The 25,070-nt window shown below is 70.5% G+C and carries 24 protein-coding genes and 1 pseudogene; 10 read left to right on the forward strand and 15 right to left on the reverse strand.

Going from position 1 to position 25,070, the window contains the following annotated elements; all coding sequences use genetic code 11:
- Nucleotides 1–182: 182 nt before the first annotated feature.
- On the forward strand, nt 183–1,079 hold the full coding sequence (locus FCI23_RS18260; RefSeq protein WP_136724965.1) for a putative protein N(5)-glutamine methyltransferase: 897 nt from the start codon (nt 183–185) through the stop codon (nt 1,077–1,079).
- Here the strand turns inward: FCI23_RS18260 and FCI23_RS18265 are convergent.
- Nucleotides 1,042–2,010, reverse strand: coding sequence for a pyridoxal-phosphate dependent enzyme (locus FCI23_RS18265; protein ID WP_136724966.1), 969 nt, complete (start codon nt 2,008–2,010; stop codon nt 1,042–1,044). The two genes, FCI23_RS18260 and FCI23_RS18265, sit on opposite strands and share 38 nt — an antisense overlap.
- 406 nt (nt 2,011–2,416) lie before the next feature.
- Here FCI23_RS18265 and FCI23_RS18270 point away from each other — a divergent pair, with 406 nt between their 5' ends.
- Nucleotides 2,417–3,421 carry an acyltransferase family protein gene (locus FCI23_RS18270; RefSeq protein ID WP_246143809.1) on the forward strand — a complete coding sequence of 335 codons (1,005 nt, stop codon included), beginning with the start codon at nt 2,417–2,419 and terminating at the stop codon, nt 3,419–3,421.
- 403 nt (nt 3,422–3,824) lie between these two features.
- Here FCI23_RS18270 and FCI23_RS18275 read toward each other — a convergent pair whose 3' ends face one another.
- From FCI23_RS18275 to FCI23_RS59780, 4 genes are all read right to left on the reverse strand, one after another.
- Complete coding sequence (locus tag FCI23_RS18275; protein ID WP_136724968.1) at nt 3,825–4,634, reverse strand: hypothetical protein; 810 nt, start codon at nt 4,632–4,634, stop codon at nt 3,825–3,827.
- Nucleotides 4,635–4,701: 67 nt separating this feature from the next.
- Nucleotides 4,702–4,905, reverse strand: coding sequence for a DUF4331 family protein (locus FCI23_RS63790; RefSeq protein ID WP_211265391.1), 204 nt, complete (start codon nt 4,903–4,905; stop codon nt 4,702–4,704).
- On the reverse strand, nt 4,854–5,180 hold the full coding sequence (locus FCI23_RS63795; RefSeq protein ID WP_136724970.1) for a hypothetical protein: 327 nt from the start codon (nt 5,178–5,180) through the stop codon (nt 4,854–4,856). Before FCI23_RS63795 ends, FCI23_RS63790 begins: the two co-directional genes overlap by 52 nt.
- Nucleotides 5,181–5,596: 416 nt before the next feature.
- Complete coding sequence (locus FCI23_RS59780; protein ID WP_246143810.1) at nt 5,597–5,878, reverse strand: hypothetical protein; 282 nt, start codon at nt 5,876–5,878, stop codon at nt 5,597–5,599.
- 53 nt (nt 5,879–5,931) lie between these two features.
- On the opposite strand from FCI23_RS59780, the gene FCI23_RS59785 reads away from it, so the two are divergent.
- Nucleotides 5,932–6,078 carry a cupin domain-containing protein gene (locus FCI23_RS59785; RefSeq protein ID WP_246143811.1) on the forward strand — a complete coding sequence of 49 codons (147 nt, stop codon included), beginning with the start codon at nt 5,932–5,934 and terminating at the stop codon, nt 6,076–6,078.
- 87 nt (nt 6,079–6,165) lie between these two features.
- On the opposite strand, the gene FCI23_RS18295 is transcribed toward FCI23_RS59785, so the two are convergent.
- Both FCI23_RS18295 and FCI23_RS18300 read right to left on the reverse strand, forming a co-directional pair.
- Complete coding sequence (locus tag FCI23_RS18295) at nt 6,166–8,049, reverse strand: APC family permease (protein WP_246143812.1); 1,884 nt, start codon at nt 8,047–8,049, stop codon at nt 6,166–6,168.
- Nucleotides 8,050–8,383: 334 nt separating this feature from the next.
- Nucleotides 8,384–8,758, reverse strand: a complete 375-nt coding sequence (locus FCI23_RS18300; protein WP_136724972.1) for an SAV_915 family protein — start codon at nt 8,756–8,758, stop codon at nt 8,384–8,386.
- 527 nt (nt 8,759–9,285) lie between these two features.
- Here FCI23_RS18300 and FCI23_RS18305 point away from each other — a divergent pair.
- The gene (locus FCI23_RS18305; protein ID WP_246143813.1) at nt 9,286–10,041 is read left to right on the forward strand and encodes a PepSY domain-containing protein; all 756 of its coding nucleotides are present in this window, start codon (nt 9,286–9,288) and stop codon (nt 10,039–10,041) included.
- A 71-nt stretch (nt 10,042–10,112) separates the two neighbouring features.
- Nucleotides 10,113–10,856 carry a YcnI family copper-binding membrane protein gene (locus FCI23_RS18310; protein ID WP_136724973.1) on the forward strand — a complete coding sequence of 248 codons (744 nt, stop codon included), beginning with the start codon at nt 10,113–10,115 and terminating at the stop codon, nt 10,854–10,856.
- Nucleotides 10,857–11,251: 395 nt separating this feature from the next.
- Here the strand turns inward: FCI23_RS18310 and FCI23_RS59795 are convergent, their stop codons facing one another.
- The 3 genes and pseudogenes from FCI23_RS59795 to FCI23_RS59805 all read right to left on the reverse strand — a co-directional run.
- Complete coding sequence (locus FCI23_RS59795) at nt 11,252–11,566, reverse strand: hypothetical protein (protein ID WP_246143824.1); 315 nt, start codon at nt 11,564–11,566, stop codon at nt 11,252–11,254.
- Between the two features lie 59 nt (nt 11,567–11,625).
- Nucleotides 11,626–12,093 (reverse strand): hypothetical protein, encoded by a 468-nt coding sequence (locus FCI23_RS59800; protein WP_246143825.1) that lies wholly within the window; start codon nt 12,091–12,093, stop codon nt 11,626–11,628.
- Between the two features lie 133 nt (nt 12,094–12,226).
- A pseudogene (locus FCI23_RS59805) lies at nt 12,227–12,910 on the reverse strand (ice-binding family protein); the annotation flags it as partial.
- Nucleotides 12,911–13,313: 403 nt separating this feature from the next.
- Here FCI23_RS59805 and FCI23_RS18320 point away from each other — a divergent pair.
- Entirely contained in the window at nt 13,314–14,576 is a 1,263-nt protein-coding gene (locus tag FCI23_RS18320) for a PP2C family protein-serine/threonine phosphatase (RefSeq protein WP_246143814.1), read from the forward strand.
- Between the two features lie 102 nt (nt 14,577–14,678).
- Nucleotides 14,679–14,939, forward strand: a complete 261-nt coding sequence (locus FCI23_RS18325; RefSeq protein WP_136724976.1) for a hypothetical protein — start codon at nt 14,679–14,681, stop codon at nt 14,937–14,939.
- 39 nt (nt 14,940–14,978) lie between these two features.
- Here FCI23_RS18325 and FCI23_RS18330 read toward each other — a convergent pair whose 3' ends face one another.
- Nucleotides 14,979–16,721 (reverse strand): purine-cytosine permease family protein, encoded by a 1,743-nt coding sequence (locus FCI23_RS18330; RefSeq protein WP_211265386.1) that lies wholly within the window; start codon nt 16,719–16,721, stop codon nt 14,979–14,981.
- Nucleotides 16,722–17,143: 422 nt separating this feature from the next.
- Here FCI23_RS18330 and FCI23_RS18335 point away from each other — a divergent pair, with 422 nt between their 5' ends.
- Nucleotides 17,144–17,518: a hypothetical protein gene (locus tag FCI23_RS18335; RefSeq protein ID WP_136724977.1), complete on the forward strand. Its 375-nt coding sequence runs from the start codon at nt 17,144–17,146 to the stop codon at nt 17,516–17,518.
- A 71-nt stretch (nt 17,519–17,589) separates the two neighbouring features.
- Here FCI23_RS18335 and FCI23_RS18340 read toward each other — a convergent pair whose 3' ends face one another.
- On the reverse strand, nt 17,590–19,623 hold the full coding sequence (locus FCI23_RS18340) for a phosphocholine-specific phospholipase C (protein ID WP_322973861.1): 2,034 nt from the start codon (nt 19,621–19,623) through the stop codon (nt 17,590–17,592).
- A gap of 107 nt (nt 19,624–19,730) precedes the next feature.
- Here FCI23_RS18340 and FCI23_RS18345 point away from each other — a divergent pair, with 107 nt between their 5' ends.
- Nucleotides 19,731–20,357, forward strand: a complete 627-nt coding sequence (locus FCI23_RS18345; protein WP_169316848.1) for a precorrin-8X methylmutase — start codon at nt 19,731–19,733, stop codon at nt 20,355–20,357.
- Here FCI23_RS18345 and FCI23_RS18350 read toward each other — a convergent pair.
- Nucleotides 20,329–21,129, reverse strand: coding sequence for a cobalt-precorrin-6A reductase (locus tag FCI23_RS18350; protein WP_136724980.1), 801 nt, complete (start codon nt 21,127–21,129; stop codon nt 20,329–20,331). The genes FCI23_RS18345 and FCI23_RS18350 overlap by 29 nt on opposite strands.
- Before the next feature lie 29 nt (nt 21,130–21,158).
- Between FCI23_RS18350 and FCI23_RS18355 the strand changes: the two genes are divergently transcribed.
- Nucleotides 21,159–22,289, forward strand: a complete 1,131-nt coding sequence (locus tag FCI23_RS18355) for a cobalt-precorrin-5B (C(1))-methyltransferase (RefSeq protein WP_211265387.1) — start codon at nt 21,159–21,161, stop codon at nt 22,287–22,289.
- 353 nt (nt 22,290–22,642) lie between these two features.
- Here FCI23_RS18355 and cbiE read toward each other — a convergent pair whose 3' ends face one another.
- Together cbiE and nicT are read right to left on the reverse strand one after the other, a co-directional pair.
- A complete protein-coding gene (gene cbiE / locus FCI23_RS18360; protein ID WP_407645983.1) occupies nt 22,643–23,872 on the reverse strand; it encodes a precorrin-6y C5,15-methyltransferase (decarboxylating) subunit CbiE in 1,230 nt (409 codons plus the stop codon).
- 46 nt (nt 23,873–23,918) lie between these two features.
- Nucleotides 23,919–25,046: a Nickel transporter NicT gene (nicT, locus tag FCI23_RS18365; RefSeq protein WP_136724983.1), complete on the reverse strand. Its 1,128-nt coding sequence runs from the start codon at nt 25,044–25,046 to the stop codon at nt 23,919–23,921.
- Nucleotides 25,047–25,070: the final 24 nt, after the last annotated feature.

Consider the following 25,070-nt stretch of genomic DNA (forward strand, 5'->3'; position numbering starts at 1 on the left):
CCCGTGATGTGTCTGGGCGCGGCGGCCCGGCTCAGGTAGTGTTGTGCGCGCAAGCAGTGAACGTATCAAGGAGGTGAGACCCATTACCGCTGTATCAGGTCGGGTGCTCCCATCCCACGGCCGTGCGGTCCATCCGGCATAGGTGACCGCGGGAGCGCCCATCGGCGTCCCGAAAGGCTCCCATGTCGGCTTCACCTTCGCTTCTCCCTCTCTCCGTCTCCGTCATCGTCACCAGGCTTCGGGCCGTCGGCTGTGTCTTCGCCGAGGACGAGACGCAGTTGCTCATCTCAGCGGCACGGACACCGGCCGAGCTCGCCGCCATGGTGGACCGGCGGGCAGCCGGCCTGCCCCTCGAACATGTCCTCGGCTGGGCAGAGTTCTACGGCCGGCGGATCGCCGTGGACCCCGGGGTATTCGTACCGCGCCGCCGCACCGAGTTCCTCGTCGACGAGGCCACCGCTCTCGCCACTGCCCTCACCCTCGACCGGCCACGATCTGTCGTGGTCGACCTGTGCTGCGGATCGGGCGCGTTGGGTGCGGCGCTGGTCGCGGCCCTGGGCCAGGGCGAGTTGTACGCCACCGACATCGACCCCGCCGCGGTGCGGTGCGCCCGCCGCAACGTCGCCGCCGCCGGTCAGGTGTACGAAGGTGACCTCTACGAGCCGCTGCCCGCCACTCTGCGCGGCCGCGTCGACGTCCTGCTGGCCAATGTGCCCTACGTACCCACCGAGGAGATCGAGCTGCTGCCCCCGGAAGCCCGCGTACACGAGCCCCGGGTCGCGCTCGACGGCGGCGCGGACGGGCTCGACGTCCTGCGGCGGGTGACCGCCGCGGCGCCTGTGTGGCTGGCGCCGGGCGGCCATCTGCTGTTCGAGACGAGCGAGCGCCAGGCCCCGCAGGCCGTCGAGGCGGTCGCCCGCAACGGGCTGATACCGCGGGTGGCCAGTTCCGACGAGATGTACGCCACCGTCGTTGTCGGGACCAGGCCTTCCGTCCGAGGCGGACCGGGACTCCAGGCCCCCCAGCCGGAGGGCCTGCTGCCTACTGGCCGAGGATTTCGTGGAGTCGGCTCAGGCTGACGTTGCCCCCGGAGATGACGACGCCGATCCGGGCCGGCAATGGATCCAGCCTGCCGGAGAGGAGCGCGGCGAGGGCCGCGGCGCCGCTCGGCTCGATGACCACTTTGAGCCGTTCGAACGCCAACGCCATCGCTGCCCGGATCTCGTCATCGCTGACCAGCACGACCTCGTCCACGAGGCGACGGTTGACGGAGAAGGTGAGCCGGCCGGGAGTGTCGGCCATGAGTCCGTCCGCGATCGTCCTGCCGACCGGTATCGAGACCCGGGCCCCCGCGGCCAGCGAGCGTTTGGTGTCGTCGGCGTCCTCCGGCTCGACGCCGACCATGCGGATGTCCGGGACGAGAGCCTTGGCCGCTGTGGAGCAGCCCGCCATCAGGCCGCCGCCGCCGATGGGGACGAGGAGCGCGTCCAGCGGGCCGGTCTCCTCAAGCAGTTCGAGCGCTATGGTGCCCTGTCCGGCGATCACGTGCGGGTGCTCGTAGGGCGGGATCAGGACCAGTCCGCGTTCGGCGGCGAGCTTGTTGCCGAGTGCGACCCGGTCGCCGGTGTAGCGGTCGTAGGTCACGATCTCCGCGCCGTAGTTCCTGGTGGCCGCCAGCTTGCTGTCGGGGGTGTCCTCGGGCATCAGGATGACAGCGGTGGTGCCGGCGATCCGGGCGGCCAGCGCGACTGCTTGGGCGTGGTTGCCCGACGAGTAGGCGGCCACGCCCTGCCGGAGCTGGTCGGGGCTGAGCTGTGAGACCGCGTTGTAGGCGCCCCGGAACTTGAACGCGCCGACGCGTTGGAAGTTCTCGGCCTTGAGAAACACCTCGGCGCCCACCAGGTTGTTGACCGTGGTGGAGGTCAGAACCGGTGTCCGGTGCGCGACACCGTGGATCCGCCGCTGTGCGGCCCGTACGTCGTCGATCGTCAAAACGTCCTCGCCGCTCACTGCCCGTCCCTCCGCTGGTCGTTGCCGACAGCCCGTGCCGGAGCTGATCGCTCCGCCGCGACGACAATATGCGAGCCGGGAGGCCAGGAGGCATGGCGGTCGGAGGATCAGGGGCGAGCGATTTCAGGGCGGGACCGCACCTCCGGTCCCCCGCTCTGCTGCGGCGGATGCTGTGACGTTGCCCACTGACCTGGATGAAACGTAAAAAACCGGTAACGCGCCCTCCCATGCATCATAAGGAAATCCCCCGGAAGGCGCCGCGATGACGGCGGTGACAGGGACAAACCAGACATCACAGATCCCCGCGCCCAGGAACGAGGCCATCGCATCGGTCCCCGTCCCGCCGTCCCCTCGGCCGGGAACCGCTCGGGTGCCCTCACTGCCCTCCCTCACAGGACTGCGATGGATGGCCGCGCTGCTGGTCTTCGGGCTGCATGTGCGCAACATCGGTTATTTCGGGGGCACGAGCGCCCGCATCATGACCTGGGGGTTCGGGGCCGGCGCCACCGGAGTGTCGTTCTTCTTCATACTCTCCGGCTTCGTCCTGATGTGGTCCGCGCGGCCGGGCGACCGCGTACTCGCCTTCTGGCGGCGGCGCATCGCCCGGATATACCCGGTCCACCTGGTCACCGCCGCGATCGCGCTGCTCATGTCATTCACCCTCGCCCATCTGGCGAAACCCACCCTCAACTCGGCACTGGCCAATGTGCTGCTGACGCACTCCTGGTGGCGTCCCTGGTGGCAGACGCTCGACCCCGTCAGCTGGTCGCTGGCCTGCGAGGCCTTCTTCTACGCCGTCTTTCCGCTGCTCGCCCTCCTGCTGCGCCACCTCAACGCCCGGGGCTCGACGGTGCTGGCCGGGGCATCGGTGCTGGCGGTACTGGTCCTGGCCTGGGTGGACGCGCACCATGTGCTGAGCCAACCGGTCGGCGCCCTTCCCCCGGCCCGCCTTCCCGAGTTCGTCCTCGGGGCCGCCGTAGCCCGCCTGGTGCTCCTGGACCGGTGGCGAGGACCCAACCGTGAGACCTCACTCGCCCTGGCGATCATCGGCTACTTCCTGGTCCCCCAGGTCCCCGACGGATACCCGACCACCGCCTGCACCATCATCGGCTTCGGGGCGCTCATCCCCGCGGCAGCCGTCGCCGACATGGGCGGTCTGCCCTCGCTGTGGCGGCACCCGCGGATGGTGCGACTGGGCGAACTCTCCTTCGCCTTCTACATGATCCACCTGCTGGTACTCCGCGCCGGCAACACCGTGCTCGGCAAGTCCCCCCACTTCGGCGTCGCGGGCGCACTGGCCGCCACCGCCGCCGCGTTCACCGTGGCGCTGGGCCTCGCCTGGATCCTGTACGAGCGCGTGGAGTGCCCTGCCCGGCGACTGCTGCTGCGCCGCCGCCTCCGTAAGGAGTGAGCGCCGCTGCCCGCATCGGCTACGAAGGGAAGTACAGGGGCAGCGCGCTGCGGAGTGCCAGCCCCGCTCCGACGAGGACCACGAGCGCGGCGGTGAGTACGGGAGTCCACCGTCTCAGCGGGCGCGCCCAGCGCAGGCGGTCGTAGGCGGTCGTCCAGCCGGGCCTGCGCGCGGTCGCTGAGTTTCGCGACGACGAGTCCGGCGGCGGTCAGTACGGCCGCCATGCCGGCTCCGCAGCCGAGGACGAGGCCGACGCCGAACGCGGCGCGGTGCAGGGCGACCGCGCCGAGCAGGACGACGAGCGCGGACGGGGCCACGCCGGCTGCTGATGGCGCGGCCGGGGTGTCCTGGACGTTTCCAGGACACCCCGGTCCGCCGGCTGGGTGGTGGGGGGACTGTGCGGTCAGTGCGATGCCCGTCCGGGGGCCTTGGAATTGGAATGCGAGGAATGCTTCGCGTTGGCGCCGGCGGGAATTTTGAGCGCTTCCGCGAAGAGGCTCAGGCCCTGCAGATCCGGAGTTTTCATGGAGGGCAGTGCGCGGGTCGGGGCGCCGGACCAGGCGATGTCGAGCGTGGACCACGCCATGTTCGCCTTGAAGTCGGTCCCGAGCGCCTCGTTGAGGTCGCGGGCGAACTCGGCGTCCATGGTGAAGGTGACGCGCTTTGGTCCGACGCCGTTGTTGTGGGCACTGAATTCGCCGGCCGTGAGGGCTTGTGCGGCGGAGAAGTTCGCCATGTTGAGCTCACCGGCGGCCCGCGTTGCGCCATTGACCTTCGGGGTGGTGAAGACCTTGCTGTTGCCGACGGCAGCGAACTTGATCCAGAAGTCGTCGACCGCATAGGTGGTACGGGTGGACGCCTTCGTCCAAATCATTCCGCCGGGGTAACAGACGCGGCCGCTGGGCAGTTCGATGTTGTCGTACTTCTCACCGATCGGGAGTCGGAGCGCGCTTCCGCCGCCGACGACGGTGTTCGGCGCGACGCCTTGCGTGGTTACGCCCTGCTTCCTCAGGCCGTCGAGGAACTGCGGGGAGAACGTCATCGTCGCCTCCCCTGCCTTGGACAGGTAGAGCCCGGTGCTGCCTGCCGCCACGCACGTCGTGGAGGCCGCGAGGCGCGGTGCGGATCCGGCTGCCGACGGTTGGGCCGCGAACAGCAGTGCCGCGCAGGCCGCAACGGCTGCACCTGTGGCAATGAGCCGGTTTGTGCGCATAGGGGATGTACTCCTTCGAGGTGGTGGGTTTTCTTGGGCGCTGCCGCTGTCTGTCCGGGGCGTCCGGCTAGAGGTGGAGCGGAGCGGGAATGTAGGGGAACTGCTTTCCGGGCGGGGTCTGCGGCTCTGCGCCCATGACGTCGTCGCCGACGCCGGGCAGGCCGAAGGTCAGGAGGCCGCCCTGGAGCATCGACAGCATCGCGACGGTGGGGTCGTCCGTCAGCCGCCTGCCGTTGGGGAAGCCCTGCCGGTCGCCGCCGAGGCAGCCCAGCTGTTCGGTTGCGCCGTCACCGGTGTGTTCAGGTTGAGGCGCAGTTCCTCCGCCGGGGCGATGGCCGACGGGTCGGCGTCCTGGTTGAGCGAGTGGGCGTTGAGGTCATCCTTGAGCGGGCCCCCGGTTTTGCTTCCGATCCCGGCGTCGATCTGCGGGTCCGTCACCACCATCGGCGCGTCCCAGTGGCTTGAGGCCCTGGATTCCGCCAACCCGGGACCGAACAGAATCCCGTCCGTCAACGCCCTGACGACGCCGGCGCTTACTCCCAGCATTCGTACGGGTCTGCTGCGCCGCAGAACGGACCGACGCCCTCCTGTACCCGGCCGCACCAACAACATGGACGTTCCTTCCTGACACTTGTTCAAAAGCGGGCGCGCGGCCGGACAACGCTCAGCGAAAACAAGATCGTCGTTAGCTGGACCAGGCCAGCACATATGACAGTGCGATGACCCGCAACACGAGAGCCGCCACTTGGGTCGGCGATTCTCAGGCCGAGAACGCCTCCGGATCGGCTCCCGGCCCGGAACCCGCAAGGCTCCCGCGCCATGGAGCCGATTTCTCGAAATGCACCGGTTGGACGCCGTCCATTCGGGCAACCGCTCGTGACCGCGCGAGTGGCGGGGCGCGAACGTCCGCGACGGCACCGACGAGAGAGGGCTTTACAAGCCGGCAACGGCTCGGACACACTTCACGCGTTCACTGCGAGCACATCTCGGAACTGGCGGGCCTGCTCAACGGCCGGCTCGCGGCCGGTCTCGACGTCCCGGTGACCGCCCTCTTCCGCGGTGTCGACGCCGAGCGGGAGGCCGTCTACGTCCCCGCAGGACACGGCGCCCGGATCGTCCGGCGGGGCAGCCGCGTCGGCCACCTCTACGAACTCCTGGGCGCTCTGCGCGGACCGCACAAGCGCATGGAGGCCGTGCTGGCCACCCTCACCGAATCCAGCGAGGTCTTCCCGCTCTTCCAGCACCCCGGCACCCCGGCACCCCGGCACCCCGGCACCCCGGCACCGAACTGCTCTACATGCTCGAAGGCGTCATGGTCTACGGCCATGGCGGCGCCCGCTACACGATGCGGCCCGGCGATGCCCTGCAGCTCGACGGCGAAGGCGACCACGGCCACCGGCAGCTGGTGGAACTCCCCATCCGCTTCCTGTCCGTCACCGCCTAAGGCGACCACGCCCACGACTGAAAGGCCGCGCGAACAGGTGGGGCTGCGTCGCGTGCCGCTGGGCGGCGCCGGGAAACCCTGACCGGATCAGCCGACGTGGACGTGGGGGCGGCGGGCTCGGTCGGGTTCGGCTTCGCGGAGCACTTCGCGGGTGACGGGGGCGACTTCGCCCTGGCCGAAGAGGAAGAACCGCAGGAACTGGGCGAGGGGGTTGCCTTCGGTCCACTCGAAGTAGATGTGCGGCCGCTGGCCGGTCAGGTCCCTTACGTCCAGGAGCATTGCGGCGAGTGCGTTCGGGATGGTGGAGCTCTCCACGGCGAGCACCCGGTAGCGGCCGTGCAGCACTTCGCCACGCACCCGCAGTTCGCTCTCGAAGTCGGAGGGGTCGCGGACGGTGATCTCGACGAAGACGAAGTCCTCGTCGGCCGGGAGGTCGTGGTCGGCACGGATCTGCTGGAGCTTGTCGCGGTACTCGGCGACATCGCGGCTGTCGGGTTCGTTCGCGATGAACCGGATCTTCCGATGGGCGGTGTCGCGGACAAATCGCATGGCCATGTCGTCGAAGAGCACGCTGGTGACCCGTAGCTCGAAGGCGCGGGCGATCCGGGACAGCAGTGAGACGGCGATGATCCCGGCGATGAAACAGGCACCGATCTTCACGCCGTCGGGCCGCTCGACGACGTTCACAGCCGTGGTGTAGAGGAAGATCACCGCGATGACGGCGAAGCCGATCGTCCAGCCGCGTTGTCCGGCGCGCCGGGCGGCGATGGTGACGGCCACCGCGGCCGAGGTGATGAGGACCAGCACACCCGTCGCATACGCGCCGCTCTGGGCGTCCACGTTGGCGTTGAAGATCCAGGTCACCAGGAAGGCGATGGCGATGAAGACCAGCACCATCGGGCGCACCGCGCGGGCCCAGTGGGGCGCCATGCCGTATCTGGGAAGGTAGCGGGGCATCAGGTTGAGCAGTCCGGCCATGGCCGAGGCACCGGCGAACCACAGGATGGCGATGGTGGAGGCGTCATAGACGCTGCCGAAGGCGGAGCCCAGGTAATGGTGGGCGAGGTAGGCCAGGGCACGTCCGTTGGCCTGGCCGCCGGGTTTGAACTCGGCCTGCGGGATGAGCCAGGTCGTGATGACGCTGGTGACGATCAGGAAGACACTCATGATCACCGCAGCCGTGGTCAGCAGCTTCTTGGCCCCCTTGATGCGCCCGGCGGGATGCTCCTCGGTTTCGCCGGGGGCGCCTTCGATGTGCGGCATGACCGCGACACCGGTCTCGAACCCGGACAGGCCCAGCGCGAGCTTGGGGAAGATCACCAGCGCCACGCCGATCATGGCCAGCGGGTTGCCGTGTTCGGCGGTCAGCGCGTGGGACCAGTCGGTGACCAGGTGCGGCGCGGTGAACACATGCCACAGCCCCACCACCGAGACGACGGCGTTCAACGCCAGATAGAGCCCCACCAGCACCACTGCCACGCCGATGGCCTCGGTGAACCCCTTGAGGAACACCGCGCCGAGCAGACCGACCAGGATCAGGGTGATGGCCATCTGGTGGCCGTGCAGCGCGCCGGTGAAGTGCGGGTTCTCCACAAGGTGGGCGGTGGCGTCGGCCGCCGACAGAGTGATCGTGATCAGGAAGTCGGTCGCAGCGAACCCCAGCAGGGCCAGCACGAACAGCTTGCCCTGCCAGAACGACAGCAGCCGCTCCAGCATCGCGATCGAGCCCTCACCGTGCGGGCTCTCCTCCGCCACCCGCCGGTACACCGGGAGCGCACCCGCGAGGGTCACCACCACCAGTACCAGCGTCGCCAGCGGGGACAGCAACCCCGCCGCCAGGGCCGCGATGCCCGGCTGGTAGCCAAGCGTCGAGAAGTAGTCCAGGCCGGTCAGGCACATGACCCGCCACCACCGCTGCCCGCGGTGCCCGCTCGTCGGCTCGGCGTGCGGCCCCGGCTGCTGCTTGGCCATGTCCGAAAGGCCCACCAGCAACCACGCGCGCAAGCGATGCCGCACGCCCCCAGAACCAGAACCGCTGTGGGCGGAGGTGGCCACCGTGTACTCCCGTCACGTCCCGTCACGCCGAAAACGAGCAAACCGTCGACGAGACGGCCAGCTCAGCGTACGCAACCCGGCCACGGCACACCCGATCCGGTCCCCCCTTCCGCACCCGTGTCACGCGGAAGCCGCCAAACAGGTCGGGTCGCCGGGGCGGTGGGGTTCCGGATGCCGGGATGCCGGGGTGCCGGGTGGACGTCGGCGGCCCCGGATCCGGTGACAGTGAGACCGGCGTTGGGGTCCCCCTTCAGCCGATCAGCGGTTTCAGGCCGGAGACGACGGCCGTGGCACCGGTCACCCGTAGTACGTCGATGCCCCGTGGAACCCTGTCGCGGGCGGCAGGCGCGGTGAGTTGCGGGTCCACGGTGAGGGCGGCGATCCCCAGCGGCGTGGCCAGGGCACGGAGAGCGGGGGCGGAGAGCCTGATGCAGGCCTGGCCGATGCCCAAAGTGGCGATGAGCCGGCGTTCGGTGGTGAAGCCGACGGCCGTGCGGCCGCCGAGCGGCGTCCGGAAAAAGCGGGCCGTACAGCCCATGGGTCCCGGCCGGACAGGGACGAAGAGCAGCCCGGCCGGGACGGGTTCTGAAGGCTCGGGATCCTCCGCGAGGTGGTACTGGGACATGGCGTTCCTCCTGAGCAAGACGGTGCGCCGCACCGGCACGATGGCCGCGGGCGCTCCAACGAGGGTCCCACACGGTCGTCGCCTTGGCCGTCGGCTCCTCGGCGAACAGATTTATCGCGCCCATCCGGTTGGCGCGCCTGGTTCGTTGGCAGTTCATACGTTTGGGCCTGATGTTCCTTGGCGGTGCTGACGCGTGGGTCTGGCGCGGTAGTGTCGCCGCCAGGAGGCCGGGACTGGTTCGGCCTCACCGAGAATGCGCCCCGTGCCCAGGAAGCGACGCGGGGTCCCCGCCCCACCCGGGTAGCGTCCGGCGGGACGGTCACCCCAGCACCGGCGCACCCGCACTCCGCGGGAGCACCAGCCGCAGGTGCCGCACACGATGCGCCCGGCGGCAAGGCCGGTCAGGGATCCGGTGAAGCCGGTCCGCTCCGCCTCGGCCTGATCGGCGACCACTCGCGCGGTGAAGCCGACCTCGCACCCGGCCGCGGTCCTAGCAGTCATCGTGCCCTCCGCCCCGGGAAGACCGAGTGGCGCAGGTCACATCACACCCCCGGAACTCACCCTTTCGGCCGCCCGACTCCTCAGGTGCTGCACGTCCTCCGCAGCCCCGCCTCACCGCACCCCAGGAGAAGCGCCGATGTCGATCGAACCGCCTCAGGTCGCCCCGGCCGACGGCCCGCAGGCCCAGACCACGACGGAGTCCCGCCCGGCGCCCGTGCGGCGGCCGGGCTGGTCGTCCCTGCGCCCGCTGGTGCGCCGCGCGCGCCCAGGGCCTCTCCAACCCGGTGGAGATCGTGCCGCCCACCGACTCCGGCACCGCGTACGTCGTCAGGCAGATCCAGCGCAGCTGGCCGGAGAAACAGGACTCCGTCGCCATCGACCCCGCCACCGGCAAGGTCACCGACACCCTGCGCTTCGCCGACTACCCCGTCCTGGCCAAGCTCACCCGCTGGGGCATCGACGCCCACACCGGCAGCCTCTTCGGCATCGTCAACCAACTCGCCCTGGCCGCGCTCGCCCTCGCCCTGATCCTCATGATCCTCTGGGGCTACCGGATGTGGTGGCAGCGCGGCCGCGCCTCCGCCTTCGGCCGCCCCGTCCCCCGCGGCGCCTGGCAGCACGTCCCGCCGCACATCCTCGTCCCGCTCGCCGCCACCGTCGCCCTCCTCGGCTACTTCGTCCCACTGCTCGGCATCCCGCTCGCCGCCTTCCCCGCCACGGACGCCGTCCTCAGCGAGATCGCCCACCGGCGCGGCAAACGCGCCGGCACCATCGCGAGCTGACGGTGAACGAGCCCACGCACCAGCCCGTACGGCCCACGTATCCATGTGCTTTCTCTCTACGGAGTCCCATCATGTCGTCGACCCACACCGCCATCCGGCGCGGCCTGCGCCGTACCGCCCTGGTCGCCACCCTCGCCGTCGCCGGGGTGCTGACAGCCACCGGCTCGGCCTTCGCCCATGTGACCGTCCACCCCGACAGCTACGCCAAGGGCGCCACCGACGGCTCCCTCACCTTCCGGGTCCCCAATGAGGAGGACAACGCCGGCACCACCCAGGTGCAGGTCTACTTCCCCACCGACCACCCCCTCCTCGGAGTACTGGTCGCCCCCCTGCCCGGCTGGACCGCAACGGTGAAAACCACCAAGCTCAAGAGCCCGGTCAAGACCGACGACGGGAATATCACCGAAGCCGTCTCGCAGATCACCTGGACCAAAGGCAAGATCCAGCCCGGCGAGTACCAGGACTTCACCGTCGCCTTCGGACAACTCCCGGCGGACACAGGAGAGTTGACATTCAAGACACTGCAGACCTACTCCGACGGCAAGGTCGTCCGCTGGATCGAGCAGTCCCAGCCGGGCGCGGCCGAGCCGGCAAGCCCGGCCCCGGTCCTCCAACTCACCACGGCGGGCGCCTCGAACCCGACATCGACCGCGTCACCGAAGGCCTCCGCGGCGGCTGCCCGCCCGGCCACCGCGTCCACCAGCGACTCCACCGCTCGCGGCCTCGGTATCGGCGGGCTGGTCGTGGGCGTCCTGGGGCTGATCGCGGCCGCTTTCGCCCTGAACCGCGGCCGCCGTCAGCCGACGGACTTGTGACTTGTGACTTGTAGAAGAAGATCGCCGGACGCAGGACCCCGGCGGGGTCGGCGGCGTAGGACGAGACGACGCCGGCCCGGGTCCGGCCGGCCGCACGGTAGCGGCATTCGGCGCTGACGGTCCCGGTGAGCCGATCCCCGCTGGCGGGGTCGAGGGCGATGTCGGCGATGGTCCTGGGACATGACGGACCGGTACGAGAGACAGCTCCAGCGGGAGCGCCAGGAACGCGTCGTGACCCCCTCTGCACCGGGCCGGCTCCTCCGCCCGCGCAGTATGTCCCGGGCGGAAAACGCACCTGAGCCCCCGGACGGTGCCCGGAGGCTCAGGTCAATGCGGTGATGACGATCCCACGCGCGCACCTGGCTCAGTGGCCAGGTGCGCGATCAAGGTGTGGCTCAGGACCACCAGGGAGGGCACGTCATCTGAACCGGCGACAGGCTCCTGTGGGAGTGGCAGTCGTGGTGGTCACCCTGGTCGTGGTGGTCACCCTGGTCGTGGTGGTCACCCTGGTCATGGTGGTCACCGCCATAGTGGCCGGGATTGCCATGGTCGTAGTAGTGGTCGTGGTCGTGGTCGTAGTAGTGGTCGTGGTCGTGGTCGTGGTCGTGGAAGTAGTAGTCCGGAACACTGGGACCAGCAGGACCGGGCGGCCCCGGAGGACCGGCAGGACCCGCAGGACCCGCGGGACCCGCGGGACCCGGACCGCCCACAGGACCGGCCGGACCCGGACCGCCCACAGGACCAGGAGCACCCGGCGCGCCAGGGGCACCTACAGGGCCCTGGGCACCAGGCAGACCCGGAGCACCCGGAGCACCCGGCAGACCCGGCGCCCCCGACGCACCCGGAGCACCCGGAGCACCCGGAGCGCCCGAAGCACCCGGCAGACCCGGAGCACCGTTAGCACCCGGCAGACCCGGAGCACCCGAAGCACCCGGCAGACCCGGAGCACCGTTAGCACCCGGCAGACCCGGAGCACCCGGAGCACCCGACGCACCCGGAGCACCCGGAGCGCCCGAAGCACCCGGCAGACCCGGAGCACCGTTAGCACCCGGCAGGCCCGGAGCACCCGGAGCACCCGGCAGACCCGGCGCCCCCGACGCACCCGGAGCACCCGGAGCACCGTTAGCACCCGGCAGACCCGGAGCACCGTTTGCACCCGGCAGACCCGGGGCGCCCGGAGCACCCGGCAGACCCGGGGCGCCAGGAGCACCCGGGGTACCCGGAGTACCAGGAGCACCGGGAGGACCGGACGGACCCGGAGGACCGGACGGACCAGGCGGACCAGGCGGACCGACGGTGCAGGCCGCTCTCGTGATGGTGTTGCTGTCCAGCGTTACCGCGGCATTACGCGCCAGGGCCCGGCCTTCGATCACTGCGTTGGTGTTCACCGTGATCGACGTCAGGGCCATGATGTTGCCCTTGAAGAAAGAGTTGACGTCGATGGTGGCGGAGCTGCCCACCTGCCAGAACACGTTGCAGGCCTGGCCTCCGTTGATGATGTTGACGTTGCTCGACGGAGCCGTGATCAGGGTTGAGCCGATCTGGAAGATCCAGACGGCATTGGGGTCGCCCAGGGCATCGAGTGTGAGGGTCCCGGTGAGGTTGATGGACGACGTGGCCTTGTAGACGCCGGGCGTCAGCGTGAGTCCGCCGAGATTGCCCGGAGATGTCAGCAGGGCGGTGGGCGCCCGGCCGGCCGCATCGTTATAAGCGATCGTCAGGTCGGACTGTGCCTGAGCGGCGGCGGCGTCGGCGACGTGTGTCACTCCGTTGACGACTCCGGGCGGAAAGCCCGTCACCGAGGAGCCCGGGCTGAGCCCCAAGTCGCCGTTGATAACAGTGGGTCCGGTATTGGTCACCGTTGAACCGGCGAGGACCGCGTAGCTGGTGGTGGTCCCCAGGTTCACGGGGGCTGTCGCCGCGTACGCGCTGGTCGAGACCAGGCTGAGCGAAGTCAGCAACGCCACGCCGGGCAGCAGGACGAGCTTTGCCTTGAGCCGGGTGCGTATACGCCGCCTGCCTGGAGGCGCGGACGGGATGTCATCCACTGACATTGGACACAACCTTTCTTGTTGCCGTTGGCAGTCTCAGGTGAGGTGTGAGGACGTGATGCGCCATCACCAACTCACCAAAACCAGGCAATAGGAACATAAGAATCAGATAATGAAAAAGAGCCACAAGAGTGACAGATCCGCCGTCGCCTATGTTTCACTCATTCGCTTCCGGCGTGTCGTCGGGTGACGGACACCCAACCGGCGCAAGAGCCGTAGGCCGGACCGCCGTCGATTGGCCGGTAGTGAGGGCCGTGAGCAGGCGGCGACGCCGCAGAATGGCGATACCGTGTGCGACGTCAAGTGTTTTGACGCCCCACACGGAAGGGCGGTGTCGGCAATGGACGAACCGGCGTTTTCGGCAGGGGCAGGGGCAGGGGTAACAGCCGACAGACTTCCGGCCGCGGTGTCCGACCCGGCGCGGGTGGCGGCGGTGTGGGCGACCGGGCTGCTGGACACCGGACCGGAGGAGGCGTTCGACGACCTGGCGTCGCTGGCAGTGGCGGTGACCGGCGCCGGACGGGCGTTCGTCGCGCTGGTCGATGACCGGCGCTCGTACTGGAAGTCCTGCGTCGGGGTGGACGCCCGGACCATCGCCGACCGGCAGGAACTGGTGGCGGAAAGCCTTTGTTCCCTCCTGATCGGCAGCGGCCAGCGACTGGTGATCGAGGACGCCGCCGTGGACCCGCGCACCCGCCACCGCCTCGCGGTGCGCCATATGAAGATCGGCGCCTGGGCCGGGTATCCGATTCTCGATCCCGGCGGGCAAGTGCTGGGCAGCTTCTACGTCATCGACGAGAATCCGCGCACCTGGTCATCGGAGCACCTGGGCGCCCTGGCCACCCTGGCCCGAGCGGTCACCAGCGAGATCGGCCTGCGCCAGTCCCTGGCCGCCTCTCGGATCGCCACCGAGGCCGCCGCCGCCCTCGCCCGCACCCTTCAGGACAGCCTGCTGCCTCCCGTACTGCGCACGGTGCCCGGGGTGGAGGCAGCCGCCGCCTATCTGCCCGCTTCCGGTGGCACCACGGTGGTCGGTGACTTCTACGACCTCTTCCACGCCAAGGGCGCCTGGTGGTGCACCGTGATGGGCGACGTATGCGGCAAGGGCATCGAGGCTGCCAAGGTCACCGCCCTGGCCCGCTACACCCTGCGCGCCGAGGCCACCCAGCACATCTCACCCGCCAACGTGCTCGAACGGCTGAACTCCGCCCTGCTCGACCAGCGCGGCGGGGAGCGGTTCCTGACCGCGGTCTACGCCACCTTCCGAGCCACCCCCAGCGGAGGCGTGGCCGGGCGATTGTGCACCGCGGGCCATCCGCCGGCCCTGATCCGCCGCGCCGACGGACGGATCCAGAAGACCGGACGGCCCGGCACCCTGCTCGGCGTCCTGCCCGACGTCCGTCTCACCGACGTCCGCTTCCGCCTCCATCCCGGTGACGCCCTTCTGCTCTACACCGACGGCGCCACCGAAGCCCGCGCCCGTCCAGGCACCCCCGGCCCCCGCCCCCTGCTCGGCGAGGAGGGCCTCGCCGCCTCACTGGCCGCCTGCCACGGCCTGGACGCCGCCGGCATCATCGACCGGGTGGGCCGCACCGTGACCCGGTACGCCGGTTCCTGGGCCAGCGATGACACCGCGCTTCTCGCACTGCGCGTTCCGCCACGTCCCTGACGTACAGCCACCGGGCATACGGTGGAGGGAGGTAGACACAGCACAGCCCGCGGACCGGCCCCTCACCAGGCGAGTCCGGTCGCCCCATGGAAGGCCGCCGCAGTGTCCTTGCCCGACTCCGAATGGACGACAGCGATCAACGACATACGCGACCAGGTCGAAGAGCTGTGCAGCTGCCTGCGACAAGCCCCGCTGGAGGACCGGCTGCAGGCCGTCGCCACCCTCAACAACACCTTCGCCGGCCTCAACGACCGTGCCCTGCGCGAAGCCGTCATCGCGGCCCGCGCGGAGGGCTGGGCACTGCGCCGGATAGCCGCCGCCGTCGACTGCTCCCACGAACAGGTCCGCCTCCTCACTACCTGACCGCCGGCGCGGCCAGACCCGGAGGAGGCGGACGGCAAGTCAGCTCTTGTCGGTGCCCGCCCCGATGACGGTCGGCATGGCGAGGTGGACCGGGCCACTGCCGGTGCTCTTGCAGCCGTCGTGGCAGTCCTTCTCCAGACTGCAGCACAGCGAGCAGATCGCACCCTGGTGGAACGGGCAGCCGGCCATGTCGGGACGTTCGAAATCCTCGGCGCAGACGGTGCAGGTGAGGATTGCGGCCGACAGCAGGCCGCCCTCCAGGAAGAGGGGCTCGTCCTGGTCGTCGGTGCGGGCGATGTAGTACTTGCCCTTGGTCAGCAGCGCGAGCAGCGGCGAGAGCGCCATGGCGATGAAGAGAGCGATGAAGGGCGAGAACGCCTTGCCGTAGGAGCCGAAGGCGTTGAAGTAAGCGATGATGCTGATCGCGGAGGCGATGAGCATCGAGCCGAAGCCGACCGGGTTGAAGTTGTACAGGTGGGCGCGCTTGAACTCGATGTACGAGGGGCTGAGCTTGAGCGGCTTGTTGATCACCAGGTCGGCGACGACCGCGCCGATCCAGGCGATGGCCACGTTGGAGTAGAAGCCGAGCACCGTGTTGAGGAAGCCGAAGACGCCGCCCTCCATGAGCGCGAGCGCGATGCCCACGTTGAGGAAGATGTAGACGACGCGGCCGGGGTGACGGTGGGTGAGGCGCGAGAAGAAGTTGGACCAGGACAGCGAGCCGGAGTAGGCGTTCGTTGAGTTGATCTTGACCTGGGAGAGGATGACGAAGAAGGTCGCCAGCCCCAGAGCCACCGGTGCGGCGAAGGTGTGGAAGCCGGAGACGTACTGCTGGATGGGCTCGTTGGCCTTGGACAGTCCGACGCCGCCGGCGATGTAGAAGGCCAGGAAAGCGCCGCCGATCTGCTTGGCCGCGCCGAGGACGACCCAGCCGGGGCCGGCGCTGAGGACGGCGCCCCACCACTTCTTGGCGTTGGCCGGGGTCTTGTCGGGCATGAATCGCAGATAGTCGACCTGCTCGCCGATCTGGGCGATGAGGGACAGTGCCACGCCCGCGCCCGCGCCGACGCCGATCAGGCTGATGCTGGACCCGGTGGGCGAGTTGCCGGCGAAGTGCGTGAACTGCGAGAACTTGTGCGGTTCCTGGATCGCGATGGAGACGAACGGCGCCACCATCAGGACCAGCCAGACGGGCTGGGTCCACACCTGCATCTTCGACAGTGCTGTCATTCCGTAGATCACCAGCGGAAGGATGATCAGCGAGGCGATGAGATAGCCGACGGCCAGGGGTATGCGCAGGCCCACATCCAGGGCCTGGGCCATGATCGAGCCTTCGAGGGCGAAGAAGATGAAGGTGAAGCTTGCATAGATGACCGAGGTCAGGGTCGAGCCGAGGTAGCCGAAGCCCGCGCCCCGGGTCAGCAGATCCATGTCGATCGAGTACTTCGCCGAGTAGTACGAGATCGGGATGCCGGTCAGGAAGATGGTGACCGCGGCCGCCAGAATGGCGACCATCGCGCTGCTGAAGCCGTTGGAGATGGCGATGGAGCCGCCGATGGCGAAGTCCGCCAGATACGCGATACCGCCCAGTGCCGTGGTGGCCACCACATACGGCGTCCAGCGGCGGAAGGACTTCGGCGCGTAGCGAAGCGAATAGTCCTCCAAGGTCGAGTTCTGCGTCCAGGCGTTGTACTGCCGCCCCGTCCCGTCGGAGTCCTGCGGGGTCTGTGGTGCCTGCGGTACCTGGGTGCTGTCCGCTGTTTCCACTGCGTCTGTCGCCAAGGATCCGTCCTCCTGCTAACGCGACTCCCTATCCCGGAAATCAACCGGGGCGAGGGAAGATTCCCGCCCGATTGTTTACGTCGCGTTTCGACTCATTTAAATCGGCGAGGCGCAAAATCTACTCGCGTAGCAGGAGGCCGATTACAGGAAAAGGAAAGGATGATTGGCCGATCATTCGCGATATTCGCGATCAGGAATCGACCCCCGGCCTTCTTTTCGCGCAACCGCAGTGCGCCGCGCGGCCCTTCGTACCCGGCCGCGCTCTCCGCAGGGTGGCCGCCCGCCGGACACTTTCCGCCCGGTATGGACCCGGGCGGGACGGGGACCCCGCGTCGCTACCTGGGCACGGGGCGGATTCTCCATGAGGCCGGACTTCCTCCGACCCCGGACACACCGCGACGCTACCGCCGTAGGCGGAAGACATGGACCTGCTGGGGGTGCCCGGCTGCTCGGCCGCCTTCTCCCCGGCCCCGGACGGGCGGGCGCAGTTGCCGTTCGACCCGGTGACCGGAGTGCTGGTGCCCGATCTGTGGCAGCGCTGGCTGGACTGGGACCCGGTGCGCATGGTGCCGGGCCACGCCGAGGCGCTGCGCTCGCTGCACTCGGTCTGGATCGACGCGGGGAAGCGCGACGACTCCTCCCTCGACCTCGGCGCCCAGGCGTTCCACCGGGCGTTGCTCGGCCACGACGTCCCGGCGGACCGGATCCGGTTCGAGCTCTTCGAGGCGGGGCACGGCGGCATCGACGACCGCTACCCGCTGTCGCTCGCCTGGCTGGCCCGGGGGATGTCCCGCTGAGCGCCGGGTCAGTCCTGAGGCCGTGAGGACTGTGGGTCCCCGGCGCCTGCCCAGGAGAGCCGCCGGCAGGCCTACCCGGTGACGCTGGGGCTGCCGTTCTCGATGTGGCCCATCAGGCGCCGGGTGAAGGTGTCGTCACCGTCAACGGTCACTTCCAGGTCGTACCAGCCGTCGGGGGCCGGCCAGGGGATGCGGGTGCTGCCGCCGGGCGCCAGCCCTTCGCTCCGGGAGCCGGTGCCGTATCCGAGGGCGGTGAGGGTGACGTCGGCCGGTTCCGCGCTGATGTTGGCGAGCGTGAGCGAGATGGTGAGCGAGGCCGGGTCGATCTCGCTGCGTACCTCCACCCGGTCGTCGGGGCTGCCCGCGAACTCGCGCCGGAAGCCGTTCGGCCCGGTCAGGACGAGGTAGTAGGCCGTGTCGGGGAAGTAGACCGCCTCGCGGACGCCGTCGCCGAGGACGTCGTAATGCTGCGGACGGGCGAGCTCGCCCTCGTAGCCGTACAGGGACAGATGCGCGCTGGACGTTCCCCGGTTGGCCATGGTGATCTCCAGGACCCGGGCCCTGGGCCTGGCCCAGGCGTCGAGCTGGTACGGGAGCGCGCGGGCGGGCTTGCGGCCCGGCTCCTGGACGGGCATCCGCTGCTGCGGCGGTACGTCGGGGCGCCAGCGGCGGGCGTCGGCGATGCGGCGCTCGGTCCGCGTCCGGGGGGCCGGCGGCTCGGCCGTCTGCGGGCGGGTGAAGTCGAAGGCGGAGGTGAGATCGCCCGCCACGGTCCGCCGCCAGGGGCCGAGGTCCGGGGCCTTGATGCCGAGCCAGGTCTCCAGGAACCGCACGGTGGAGCTGTGGTCGAAGGTCTCCGAGCAGACATGGCCCCCAACGGTCCAGGGCGACACGACGATCATCGGCACCCGCATGCCCAGGCCCATGGGCCGGCCGTTGACGAACTCCCCCGGCGTGCCGTCCGGTGGCACGGGCGGCGGGACGTGGTCGAAAAGGCCGTCGTTCTCGTCGTAGGTGAGGAACAGCGCGGTGCGTGCCCAGACCTCCGGGTGGGAGGCGAGGGCGTCGAGCACCTGGTGGACGACCCGGCCGCTCTCGACGGGCGAGGACACCTCGGGGTGCTCGGAGTCGGCGGCCGAGGTGACGACGTACGACACCTTCGGCAGCCGCCCGGCCGCGACATCGGCCGCGAACCACTCCCCCAGCCCGCCGGTGCGGGTACGGCGCAGCGCCCGGTCGTACAGCCGGCGGTCGTCGCGGCCGAGCCCGGCGGCCCGTTCCGCCAGTGCCGCGAGCAGCGACGCGGGGTCATCGGCCTCGCGTACCGCTTCGTAGAAGGTGTGCAGGCTGGTGTGGCCCAGCTTGGCCATGACGGCTTTGAAGGGGGCGAAGAACTCCAGGTTGTTGCACTGGTAGTTGTCCCACTCCTGGTAGACCTGCCAGCTGTACCCGGCATGGTCGAGGAGTTCGGGGACGGTGGTCCAGGTGAAGCCGGCGTGCCGGTCCTCCTCGCACGCGTCGTTGTCCACGGCCCGCTGCTCGCTGTCGGGCTCATACCCGGTGTAGCCGGATATGTGGTAGTTGCGATTGGGCGTGGTGGAGGTCAGCAGCGAGCAGTGGTAGGCGTCGCAGATGGTGAAGGCGTCCGCGAGTGCGTAGTGGAACGGCAGGTCCGCCCGCTCGTAGAACCCCAGGCTGGAGGCGCCCTTGTTGGGGACCCAGGCGTCGTTCCAGCCCATCGACCAGGCGTTCTGGGTGGTGAGCCAGCTGTGGTCGTGGGTGTCGAGCAGCATCGGATCGGCGCCCGCCCGCCGGGCGGCCTCCCGGATCGGGAAGGGCAGCACCCCGTCCTGCTCGAAGACGGACTTCAGGGCCCGGTTCGGCACGGTGTTGCGGTCGCCGAAGCCGCGGACTCCGCGCAGGGTGCCGAAGTAGTGGTCAAAGGAACGATTCTCCTGCATCACGAAGACCACGTGCTCGATGCCCGACAGGCTCCCGGGCAGCGCGGGCCGGGCCAGCAGCCGCAGCAGGGAGGCGGGGAGCGGGGATGATTCCGGCGTGCTGATGGGAAGTCCTTCCTGCGCCCGGATAGTGCTGGCATCCAGCCTCGCAGGATGGACCGCCCCCTCGCCAGGTGACTCTGGTAACCAGTGTGAAAATGAATCTTTGCCCGGTCACGACGCTCGGGCGACGGAAAAGAGGCGGGGACCCTGTGATCGAGTACGAGAAGGACGGGGCGGAGATCTACCGCCGGTCCTTCGCCACCATCCGCGCGGAGGCGGAGCTGGGCGGCCTGCCGCCGGACGTGGCGCAGGTCGCGGTCCGGATGATCCACGCCTGCGGGATGACGGACCTCGTACGCGATCTCGCGTTCAGCCCGTCCGTTGTCGCGGACGCGCGCGCGGCGCTCCGCGCCGGGGCGCCGGTCCTGTGCGATGTGTCGATGGTCGCCAGCGGGGTGACGCGCAGGCGGCTGCCCGCGGACAACGAGGTCCTGTGCACCCTGTCCGACCCGTCCGTACCCGGGCTGGCCGCGAAGCTGAAGACCACCCGCAGCGCCGCCGCCATGGAGCTGTGGCGGGAGCGTCTCGACGGCGCCGTCGTCGCCGTCGGCAACGCACCCACAGCGCTCTTCCGGCTGCTGGAGATGATCGAGGCGGGAGCTCCGCGCCCGGCGGCGGTGATCGGGGTGCCGGTCGGCTTCGTGGGAGCGGCGGAGTCCAAGGAGGCGCTGGCCGCGCATCCGTCGGGCCTGGAGTACCTGGTGGTACACGGGCGGCGCGGAGGCAGCGCGATGGCTGCCGCCGCGATCAACGCGATCGCGAGCGAGGAGGAGTAGGGCCTGCCCCCGGCACTGCCGGCGCCACCAGCGCCGTCAGCCAGGCGATCGCGCCCTTTACGTCCGGTACGACGGCCACGCCGCCGGGCACCGGAGGGCGGCGGACGACGACCACCGGCACCCGCAGCTCCCGGGCAGCGGTGAGCTTGGCGGCGGTAGCGGGGCCGCCGCTGTCCTTGGTGACCAGGACGTCGATACGGTGCCGGCGCAGCAGCTCCGTCTCGGCCTCCACCGTGAACGGGCCCCGGTCGAGCAGCACCTGCGTCCGGGGCGGCAGCGGGGGCTCCGGGGGGTCGACCGAGCGGGCCAGGAACCACAGGCCGTCCAGACCGGCGAAGGCCGCGAGCCCGGTACGCCCCGTGGTCAGGAAAACCCTCTCCCCCAGGCCCGGAAGGAGCGCCGCCGCCTCCGGCAGCGACCCCACGCAGTGCCATGTGTCCCCGGGACCGGCGACCCAGCCGGGGCGGCGCAGGGCGAGCAGGGGAACATGGACCCCGGCGGCCGCCACGGCCGCGTTGAAACTGATGGTGCCGGCGAAAGGATGGGTGGCGTCGATGACCGCGTCCGCCTTGTGCTCGCGCAGCCAGTGGGCCAGTCCCTCCGGCCCGCCGAAGCCGCCGACGCGGACCTCTCCGGCGGGAAGCCTGGGCTGCGCGACCCGGCCGGCGAGCGAGCTGGTGACCCTGAGCGCGGGGTCGGCGGCCAGCTGCGCCGCGAGCGCGCGCGCTTCTGCGGTGCCGCCGAGGATGAGGATGTGGTGCGCGCCGCTCACCAGGTGCTCATTCCGTGCGGGGGCAGGCTGTGGCTGAGCCCTCGGCACTCCCCGGGGCCGTCGGGGGCCGGGCGGCGCAGCTGGCGCGGACGGGGCTGCGACATGGCTGGACCACGGGGGCGTGCGCCACTGCGGCGTCCACGGCGGCGTACACCGCGCTGCTGACCGGCGAGTTCCCCGATCCGGTGACGGTCACCCTGCCCAAGGGCCAGCAGCCCGGCTTCGCCCTCGCGGTGGAGGCGCGCGGGGACGGCTGGGCGACGGCCGGGATCGTCAAGGACGCCGGCGACGACCCCGATGTCACCCACGGCGCCCTCGTGCGGGCGACCGTCAGGGCCGCCGCCCCGGGCTCCGGGGTCCTCTTCCGGGCCGGGCCGGGAGTGGGGACCGTCACCCGGGCCGGGCTGCCGCTGCCGGTCGGCGAACCGGCCATCAACCCTGTGCCCCGGAAGATGATGCGCGAGCACATCGCGGCCGTGGCCGCCCTGCACGGCGGCAGCGGCGATGTGGAGATCGAGATCGCCGTCGACAACGGCGAGGAGATCGCCCGCAGCACCTGGAACCCACGGCTCGGCATTCTCGGCGGCCTGTCGATCCTGGGCACGACCGGCATAGTCGTGCCCTACTCCTGCTCCGCGTGGATCGACAGCATCCGGCGCGGCGTCGACGTGGCCCGCGCGGCGGGCCGCACCCACGTCGCCGGTTGCACCGGCTCCACGTCGGAGAAGGTCGTGATGGCCGTCCACGGGCTGCCGGAGGACGCCCTCCTCGACATGGGCGACTTCGCCGGTGCAGTGCTGAAGTATCTGCGGCGCCACCCCGTGGAGCGGCTCACCATCGCCGGTGGCTTCGCGAAGCTCTCCAAGCTCGCGGCAGGCCATCTCGATCTGCACTCCGCCCGCTCCCAGGTCGACAAGGGCTTCCTCGCCCGTCTCGCCCGCACCGGCGGCGCCGACGACGACCTGACCGCCGCCGTGGCCGCCGCCAACACCGGCCTCGAGGCCGTACGACTCTGCTCCGCCCGGGGCGTCCCGCTGGGCGACCTCGTCGCGGCAGCGGCCCGCGACACCGCACGGGGCGTGCTGCGCGAGGCCGCGGTCGCCGTGGACGTCATCTGCATCGACCGCGCCGGCACGATCGTCGGCCGGGTAGGCCCGTAGGGCACCTGACCGGATGTACCCGCGCCCGGCACCCGCGCTCCCCCGGGCCGCGGCCGGTCCAACACCGCCGGACCCCAGCACCGTGCTTCCCGCCCCCGCGGCGGAACGAGACGCCCACGCCGCGCCCTTGTCCCGCGCCCGGCACAGCGCTCTCCCCCCGGGCCGCGGCCGGTCCACCACCGCCGGACCGCGCCACCGCACTTCCCGCCGCCGCGCCGGGCGCATCGACCCGGCAACCGCCAACCCGCCCGCCTCCTGAGTCCGCCGCGGCGGACAGCAACCACAACGGCGCGGCCCGGCGGGTGCAAGCCCACCGCGCCCCACGCAGCCGGGGACCGCCGGGCCGCGCAGGGTCATCGCGCCGGCGGCGGCTTGGTCGCCGCCCATTGGGTGACGGGCATCGCTTGCCGCCAGCCGGTGAAGCCGCCGACGGGGGCGGCGTGGGAGACGGAGATCCTGACGAGTTCGCCGCCGTGCCGTGCGTAGTGCCCGGCGAGCACGGCCTCGGACTCGAGGGTCACCGTGTTGGCGACGATTCGGCCGCCGGGGCGCAGGGCGTTCCAGCAGGCGTCGAGGAGGCCGGGTTCGGTGAGGCCGCCGCCGAGGAACACGGCGTCGGGCCGGGGCAGGCCGTCCAGGGCGGCGGGTGCCGGGCCGGTGATCACACGCAGGGCGGGGACGCCCAGCGTGGCGGCGTTGTGGGCGATGCGGGCGGCGCGGGCCGGGTCGCGTTCGACGGTCAGGGCGCGGCAGGCGCGGTGGGAGCGGAGCCATTCGATGGCGACGGAGCCGGAGCCGCCGCCGATGTCCCAGAGGAGCTCGCCGGGGGCGGGGGCGAGGGCGGCGAGGACGGTGGCGCGGATGTGCCGCTTGGTGAGCTGGCCGTCGTGTTCGTAGGCGTCGTCCGGCAGTCCCGGTACGAGCCCGAGGCGCAGCGTGCCAAGGGCGGCCAGGCAGTCGAGGGCGACGAGGTTGAGGGGGTCGCCGGGCGGGTGGGCCCAGGTATCGGCGGTGCCGTCCAGCACGCGCTCTCGGCCGCCGGAGCCGAGCTGCTCCAGCACCCGGATCCGGCTCGGCCCGAAACCGCGGTCGCGCAGCAGTGCGGCGATGTCGGCGGGGGTGCCGGCGTCGGCGCAGAGGACGAGCAGCCGTCGTCCGTCGTGGAGGGCGGCTGCCAGTGAGGGGAGGGGGCGGCCGACCAGGCTGACGACGTCCGTCTCGTCGAGTGGCCAGCCCAGCCGGGCGCAGGCGTAGGACGCCGAGGAGGGGTGCGGCAGTACGCGCAGTCGTTCGGCGCCCAGGACTTCGGTGAGTGCCCGGCCGATGCCGTAGAACATCGGGTCGCCGCTGGCGAGCACGGCGATCCGGCGCCCGTCGTGCTCGGCGAGGAGCCCGGGGACGGCGGGGCGCAGCGGCGACGGCCAGGCGCAGCGGCGCGCGGTGACGTCGTCGGGCAGCAGGGCGAGCTGGCGGGGGCCGCCGATGACGGTCTCGGCGTCGGTGAGCGCCTTCCGGGCGGGAGCTGCGAGGCCCGGCCAGCCGTCGGCGCCGATGCCGACAACGACCACGGGGGCGGCTGGCACGGGGACTCCTCGCAGGTCAGGGGTGGGTCAGAGACAGGGCAGCAGCCTACCCGGCGCCTTCCGGGGCCTGGCCGGCCCGGAGGGCCCAGCGCTCCTCGACCTTGGCGAACCGCCAGTACGCGAGGGCGGCGGCCCAGACGGCCACGAAGATCCCGACGATGACGAAACCGACGTTGTCCAGATTCAGGCCGGAGATCCAGCCGGTGAGCCCGTCCTTGAGGTCAAGCTTGTCGTGCAGGACGCTGACCAGCTCGATGGTGCCGATGAGGAAGGCGACCGCGATCGACAGGCCGGTGATGGTGAGGTTGTAGTAGACCTTGCGGACCGGGTTGGAGAACGCCCACTGGTACGCGAAGTTCATGAAGGTGCCGTCGAGCGTGTCGAAGAGGCTCATGCCGGCGGCGAACAGCAGCGGCAGGCACAGGATCGCGTACCAGGGCAGCCCGGCGGCGGCGCCGCTGCCGGCCATCACCATCAGCGTGACCTCGGTGGCGGTGTCGAAGCCGAGCCCGAAGAGGAGGCCGAGCGGATACATCTGCCAGGGACGGGTGATGGCTTTGGTGAAGCGGCCGAGGACGCGGTTCATGAAGCCGCGGGAGTCCAGGTGCGCCTCCAGCTCACTCTCGTCGTACCGCCCGGCCCGCATCGCCTTGAACACCCGCAGGATGCCGAGGAGCGCGACGAGGTTGAGCGCGGCGATCAGATAGAGGAAAGATCCGGAGACGATGGTCTGGATGACGCCGAGCACCTGGTGGGTCTCGGAGCCGTCGTTCATCAGCCGCCCGGCGAGCCGGGTGCCCCCGGCGATCAGTGCCGCCATGACCACCACGACGCTGGAGTGGCCGAGCGCGAACCAGAAGCCCACCGACACCGGCCGCTTGCCGTCGGCCATCAGTTTGCGGGTGGTGTTGTCGATGGCGGCGATGTGGTCGGCGTCGAAGGCGTGCCGCATGCCGAGCGTGTACGCCGTCACACCGAGCCCTATGCCGAATGCCTCGGAGCCGACCTTGTACCTCTCCGGCACGACAAGCAGGAACAGGATGCCGAACGCGACGACATGCAGGGCGACGATCACCGCCAGCAGCCCGGCGGTACGGATGGTGTCCTCGCGCCGCCATCGGAAGTCAGTGGCGGCGGGCCGGGCTGGCAGGGGAAGCCGGGTGGGCAGGGTCATGCGGTCACGCTCCAGCACCTCGTG

The organism is Actinacidiphila oryziradicis (assembly GCF_005047355.1).
Classification (GTDB): Bacteria; Actinomycetota; Actinomycetes; order Streptomycetales; family Streptomycetaceae; genus Actinacidiphila; species Actinacidiphila oryziradicis.